This is a genomic window from Candidatus Protofrankia californiensis (genome assembly GCF_900634765.1).
GTDB lineage: Bacteria > Actinomycetota > Actinomycetes > Frankiales > Frankiaceae > Protofrankia > Protofrankia californiensis.
This window is the reverse complement of record NZ_CAAAFT010000380.1, coordinates 22,061-28,336: the sequence shown is the minus strand read 5'-3', so window position 1 is coordinate 28,336 and position 6,276 is coordinate 22,061. Positions and strand designations below refer to the sequence as shown.

The window sequence follows — 6,276 nt, the reverse complement described above, 5'->3', positions numbered from 1 at the left end:
TGACCCGGGACCCGTGGCCGGTGACCCGGGACCCGTGGTCGAGCGCTTTCTCGATCATCTGGAGGGCGAGCGCGGGCTTGCGCACAATTCGGTCCTCGCCTACCGGCGCGACCTTCGTCGCTACCTGGAGCACCTGAGCGTTCGCGGGGTACGGTCCCTGGCCGACGTGGACGAATCCGAGGTCGCCGAGTTCGCGGCCACCCTGCGGGAAGGTACTGGCGAGCACCGGCCGCTCGCGGCGTCGTCGGTGGCGCGGATGCTCGTCGCGGTCCGGTCGCTGCACCGCTTCGCCGCGCAGGAGGGCGAGGTCACCTCCGATGTCTCCCGGCCCGTACGCCCGCCGACCCCGCCGCGCCGGTTGCCCAAGGCGCTCACGGTGGATCAGGTGGTGGCCGTCATCAGCGCTGCCTCTGCTCCCCTCAGTGGCGCTCCCCACGGCGGCGATCCCGCCGAGGGGAGCCGGCAGCTGCGGGCGGTCGCGCTGCTGGAGTTGCTCTACGGCACGGGCGCGCGCATCTCCGAGGCCGTCGGCCTCGACGTCGACGACCTGGATCTGGACGTGGCGTCGGTGCGGCTGCGCGGCAAGGGCGGCCGCACCCGGGTCGTCCCGCTCGGGCGGTACGCCGGGGAGGCGCTGGCCGCCTACCTGGTCCGGGCCCGCCCGGTACTGGCGAGCCGGCGGGCGTCCCCGGCGGTCTTCCTGTCCCGGCGGGGGACCCGGCTGTCGCGGCAGAGTGCCTGGACGGTGCTGCGGACCGCGGCGGTGGCAGCCGGCGTGGAGGGCGTGTCACCGCACGTGCTGCGGCACTCCTTTGCGACCCATCTGCTCGACGGTGGGGCGGACGTCCGAGTCGTGCAGGAGCTGCTGGGGCACGCGTCGGTCAGTACCACCCAGATCTACACGCTGGTCACGGTGGACCGCCTGCGCGAGGTGTACGCGACATCGCATCCTCGGGCGTTGGGCAGCACACGTCCGGTCCGTCGCTGACCGGTCCTGAGTCCCCGACCGCGGGAGGCGGCCAGTCGGCCGCCAGGGTGACACGTCCGGTGCATGACACATCGGGCACGCACCGCCTCCGGTCATCGGGTCGACGACGCCTGCGGTGGCCGCTGCGCATCCCCTGGCCGTCGCCTGTTGACGACGGCCGCCCGGGTAGCCGGGCAAGCCCCGGGTAGCCGGTGGGGATCGCGCTGCCGTCAGCCTGTGAGCAGGCTCAGGACGGGGTGTACGGCCCCAGGCTCGGCATGCCGTTGGACGGAGCGGGTGCGGGAACGCCCCCGACGCCTCCCACGCTCTGCGTGCTGCGTTCGGCGAGTGTCTCACCGACCTTGCGCGCGATCGCCTCCATCAGGCGCAGTGCCTGCGGCAGCGACAGGTTGAGCACCACTTCGCTGTCGTTCGTCATCGCGAAGCGAACCGATACGTCCGCCATTGCTCGACCTCTTCCGCCTGATTCTGTGGATCTCTCCGCTGTTCGTGGAATGGAACGGTACGACCCGTCCTCGAACGACGTGTGGCCGGGGTTGTCCAACGCTCCGTGGATGTCACGCAAAGCCATATTTTGCTCACGAAGTGTTGCAATCATGGAGTTGCTTCCGTCGTTCACCTTCCGCCGCTCCTCTGCCCGATCGGTACGGCCGCATCTTTCGAAAAGACTCCGCCCCCGGCGTCTGCCAGCCTCTTGCGGAATGATCAACGCTCGTAGCTGTCATGTTGTGAAGGCATAGTCCCGCATTCGCTCCCGGGTCGGGTGACCGGGGGTACCTGCAGGTGAATCCGGTCGTATGGATAAACTCCAAATTGATCATGAGGGTGGTTGTCCGGCACCGGCGCGGGAGAAACACGGCGGGAGAAGCATGATCGCTTTGTCTTCGGCCCTCCGGGTCGACCACGCCATAGCCGGCGGACCATGTTTGCCAGGCTCCGGCGCCGGCAGGCCCGGAGGGGTTTGAAGATCACTATTTCTCCTCCCCGAGGGACCTGCGGAAGGCGTCCGGGGCAGGCTTGCCTGATCGATACGGTGACGATCAGAATGCCCTGCAAGCACGTCATGCGGCAGGATGTGACCCATGGGTTCAGCTGGTGATCTACCTGACGTCTCATTGTTGACGATCTCCATCCTCGGTGGGACCGGGCCGCAGGGCCGCGGGCTCGGTCGCCGTCTCGCCATCGCCGGCAACCGGGTTGTGCTGGGCTCGCGTTCCGCCGAACGCGCCGGGGATGCGGCCGCGAAACTGAGTGCGGCCGGATGGGTCGTCACCGGCGCGGACAATTCCGCCGCCGCTGCCGCCGGCGACATCGTGATCGTCGCCGTGCCCTGGGACGGCCACGGTGAACTGCTCGCCAGCCTGCGGTCCGAACTCGCTGGTAAAATCGTTGTGGATTGCGTCAACCCGCTTGGCTTCGACAAGGGCGGCGCGTTCGTGCTTCCGGTGCCCGAGGGAAGCGCGGCGCAGCAGGCCGCGGCGCTGCTGCCGGACAGCACCGTGGTGGCCGCGTTCCACCATGTCAGCGCGGTGCTGCTGGAGGACGAGACGGTCAGTGAGATCGACACCGACGTTCTCGTCCTGGGCGACGACCGGCACGCCACCGACACCGTCGCGGCCCTGGCAGGCAGGATCGCCGGTATACGCGGGGTCTACGCGGGCAGACTGCGTAACGCCGCGTCCGTCGAGGGGTTGACCGCGAACCTGATCTCGGTGAACAGGCGCTACAAGGCCCACGCGGGTCTGCGCGTGACGGACGTTTCGTGACGGACGTCTGGTCCGGCTGAGGTGGGTGAGAACGGTGACGGCGAGCGGTCGTGACGATCTTGGTATCGACGTGGAGGTACCCCGGCGGGTAACCCGCGTGGTGTCGCTCGTCCCGAGCCTCACCGAAGCCATCGCCCGCACTGCGCCCGGCCTGCTGGTGGGGGTGACGGCCTGGTGCTCCCGTCCGGTCGGGCTCGACGTGACGCGCGTGCGCGGGACGAAGAACCCGGACATAGCTATGATCATTTCGCTCGCCCCGGACGTGGTCTGCGCCAATGCCGAGGAGAACCGGGCCGTTGATCTCGACCGGCTGCGAGCGGCCGGCATCCCGGTGTGGGTGACGGCGCCGACCAGCGTGGACACCGCGCTGGTGAGCCTCAACCGGATGCTGCGTGACGCCTGTGGGCTCGACCGGCCGGATTGGCTGACCACCGCACGCGCGACGTGGGCGGCGCCGTACTCGGGACCGCGGCGCAGCGCCCTCATCCCGGTGTGGCGACGGCCCTGGATGGCCGTGGGCCGCGACACGTTCACCGGTGACGTCCTGCATCGACTCGGGATCGACAACGTGCTCGCCGACCATCCCGAACGCTATCCCCGGATCGGCCTGGACGAGGTGCCGCCCGTCGACCTGGTGGTGCTGCCCGACGAGCCCTATGCGTTCAGCCCGACCGACGGTCCGGAGATGTTCGCGGGTACTCCGGTGGTGTGCGTCTCCGGCCGTCACCTGACCTGGTACGGGCCGTCGCTGGTGTCGGCGCGCGCGGTGCTCGACGCCCAGCTGTCCCGGCCGGTCACCACACCCGCACGGACCTGACGACCCGTCCCGACCGAGATCAGGAAGCCCGTCCCGACCTCGGTCGGCAGGCCCGTCCCGACCGAGGCCGGCCGCCGCCGAGCGGCATGACGACGGCTCAGCGATGTGAATCCGATGCTGCGATCACAGCATCGGATTCACATCCTTCGGGAGAGCTGATCAGGAACCCTCTCGTCGGTGGGCCAAAGGGCGCGCGATCATGTTTTTCGCGCACCCGGGGGACCGGATCGCCGGCTTGATCAGTGGTAGCTGTGTTCGATTGTGGGGAAGGTGCCGCCGCGGACCTCTTCGGTGAACCGCAGCGCCGCGTCGGTGAGGGCGGAGCGCAGGTCGGCGTAGTGCTTGACGAACCGGGTGTGCGAGTCGGAAAGGCCGGCCATGTCCTGCCAGACCAGGACCTGCGCGTCGCAGTCCGGGCCGGCCCCGATGCCGACGACCGGAATGGTCAGCTCCTTGCTCACCCGGGCGGCCAGATCGGACGGGACCACCTCGAGCACGACGGCGAACGCGCCGGCCGCTTCCAGCGCGAGCGCGTCGGCGAGCAGGGCGTCTCCGGCGTCACCGCGACCCTGCACCCGATAGCCGCCGAGGACGTTCACGCTCTGCGGGGTCAGCCCGAGGTGGGCCATGACCGGGATGCCGGCCGCCACCAGCGCGGCGACCTGCGGGACCACCCGAGCGCCCCCTTCGAGCTTGACCGCCTGGGCACCGCCGTCCTTCATGAAACGTGCCGCGTTGTCGATCGCCTGCTCCACCGACTTCTGGTAGGAGCCGAAAGGCAGGTCCGCGATAACCATCGCATGGGTGGTCCCGCGTACGACCGCCCGCACCAGCGGCAGCATCTCCTCCACCGTCACCGGAACGGTGGTGTCGTAGCCGTAGACGACGTTGGCCGCCGAGTCGCCGACGAGCAGCACCGGCACGCCCACATCGTCGAAGATCCGGGCCGTGGTCGCGTCGTAGGCGGTGAGCATCGCCCACTTCTCTCCGCGGTCCTTGGCCGCCTGGATGTCCCTGACCGTCGTCCTCCCGCGACGAGTCGCGGTGCCCCTCGTCGCAGCCGCTGACCCTGACGTGCCCGATGCTGTCGACGCGCCATACAGCGTCGTCGCTTCCCCGATCGTGGAGGTGGGCGGGGAGGAACACGCTCCTGCTGTCATGTTCATGCGATCTCCTGTGGGTCCGTCCGGGCGCTGGCGCGTCCCGGCGTCACCACCATGCTGCCACCGTAGGGGAAACAGATGCGTCGTGGCGCAGCTCACCGTAGACTTCGATCTTGGATATCGAGGCGCTACCTGATGGTCGGGACACAACTTCGGCGGACGGGATCTATGGGGCACAGCAGGCACCGCAGTGGTGGACGAAAGCGGCTCCGGGTAGACGGGCTCACCGCGCCATGCCCGATGCGGCGCCCACCGCGGCGCCCACAACGGCACCCGATACAGCGCCTGATGCGGCGCCCGACATGGCCTCCGGCATGGCGCTCGACCTGGTGCTCGACCTGGTGCTCGACGCGGTGTATCCGGGTCGGTTGTCCTCGGGTCAGGTTCCTGGCGGAGTGTCCGTCGTGACGATGTCGAGCGAACGCGCGCCCGGATCGGCGCGATCGGCGCAGCCGCCGTTGCGTGCGCCGGGACGTCCACGAGACACCCGCCGTGACGAAGCAATCATCAGCGCGACCCTGCATGCGCTCGCCGACTGCGGGTTCGCCGGGCTGTCGATGGAAGCGGTCGCGGCGCGGGCCGGGGTCGGCAAGGCAACGGTCTACCGGCGATGGCCGACCAAGGACGCGCTGGTCTCCGACGCTTTGGGCACCCTCGCGGACGTCTCGGGTGGGGTGCAGACCGGATCGCTACGCGACGATCTTGTTGCCTGGCTGAACACCGTGCGCAGGCACAGCATCCAGACGTTGTCCGGTCGCATCATGCCCAGGTTGCTGGCCGAGAAGGAGGATCATCCCGACCTCTTCGAGACCTACCGCAGGCAGGTCATGGTCCCGGCGAGGGACCGGGTTGGCATGCTGCTGCGTGACGGCATCGTGTCGGGCGAGCTGTGCCCCGACATCGACATCGAGATGATCATCGATATGTTGATCGGATCCGTCGCGTACTGGCAGTACACCGGCCATTCACGTGATGTCAGCGGTTCCCGGGTCACCGGTGTGGTCGACACAGTCCTGCGGGGGATCCGGCGGCGCTCCGGACCCGGTGCGGCCGGGGTGTCAGCCACGGGTTGACATGTCAGCCGCACCGCTGCCGGCGGGCGGCGGCTCGGCGCTGCCGTCCAGGGGTGGCGGCTCGGCGGCGGGCGGATGGCTCGTCCGCTCGCGCCAGCGGGAGGTGATCGGCAGCCGGCGGTCGCGGCCGAACGCCTTCGAGGTCACCTTGGGTCCCGGGGGGTTCTGCCGCCGCTTGTACTCGGCGAGGTCCACCAGGCGGATGACCCGCTCCACGGTGTCGGGGTCGTGGCCTGCCATGATCAGTTCGGTTCGGCCCTGGTCCCGTTCGACGTAGTCATCGAGTACCGCGTCCAATGTGGAGTAGTCGGGCAGCCGATCGGAGTCGAGCTGACCGGGGGCGAGCTCGGCCGACGGAGGCTTGACGATGATCTCTTCGGGGATGGGCGGGGTCTCGCCCCGGCGGAGCGCCTCCGCGTTGCGCCACCGGGCGAGTTCCCAGACCAGGGTCTTGGGCACGTCCTTGATC

The 6,276-nt window shown here is 69.3% G+C and carries 6 protein-coding genes and 1 pseudogene; 4 read left to right on the top strand and 3 right to left on the bottom strand.

The window, feature by feature from the left end:
• Window positions 1-13 precede the first annotated feature (13 nt).
• Complete coding sequence (locus DD1DGNOD_RS19595) at window positions 14-988, top strand: site-specific tyrosine recombinase XerD (RefSeq protein WP_131770773.1); 975 nt, start codon at window positions 14-16, stop codon at window positions 986-988.
• A 226-nt stretch (window positions 989-1,214) separates the two neighbouring features.
• Here DD1DGNOD_RS19595 and DD1DGNOD_RS19590 read toward each other — a convergent pair whose 3' ends face one another.
• Window positions 1,215-1,433, bottom strand: a complete 219-nt coding sequence (locus DD1DGNOD_RS19590) for a hypothetical protein (protein WP_131767925.1) — start codon at window positions 1,431-1,433, stop codon at window positions 1,215-1,217.
• Window positions 1,434-2,070: 637 nt separating this feature from the next.
• Between DD1DGNOD_RS19590 and npdG the strand changes: the two genes are divergently transcribed.
• Entirely contained in the window at window positions 2,071-2,754 is a 684-nt protein-coding gene (gene npdG / locus DD1DGNOD_RS19585; protein ID WP_131767924.1) for an NADPH-dependent F420 reductase, read from the top strand.
• Window positions 2,755-2,788: 34 nt separating this feature from the next.
• Window positions 2,789-3,571 carry a helical backbone metal receptor gene (locus DD1DGNOD_RS19580; protein WP_241251694.1) on the top strand — a complete coding sequence of 261 codons (783 nt, stop codon included), beginning with the start codon at window positions 2,789-2,791 and terminating at the stop codon, window positions 3,569-3,571.
• Between the two features lie 239 nt (window positions 3,572-3,810).
• Here the strand turns inward: DD1DGNOD_RS19580 and panB are convergent, their stop codons facing one another.
• Window positions 3,811-4,737, bottom strand: coding sequence for a 3-methyl-2-oxobutanoate hydroxymethyltransferase (gene panB / locus DD1DGNOD_RS19575; protein ID WP_131767923.1), 927 nt, complete (start codon window positions 4,735-4,737; stop codon window positions 3,811-3,813).
• 299 nt (window positions 4,738-5,036) lie between these two features.
• On the opposite strand from panB, the gene DD1DGNOD_RS19570 reads away from it, so the two are divergent.
• Window positions 5,037-5,807 (top strand): TetR/AcrR family transcriptional regulator, encoded by a 771-nt coding sequence (locus DD1DGNOD_RS19570; protein ID WP_241255850.1) that lies wholly within the window; start codon window positions 5,037-5,039, stop codon window positions 5,805-5,807.
• On the opposite strand, the pseudogene DD1DGNOD_RS29870 reads toward DD1DGNOD_RS19570, so the two are convergent.
• Window positions 5,793-6,276, bottom strand: a pseudogene (locus DD1DGNOD_RS29870) (NAD+ synthase); the annotation flags it as partial. The gene DD1DGNOD_RS19570 and the pseudogene DD1DGNOD_RS29870 sit on opposite strands and share 15 nt — an antisense overlap.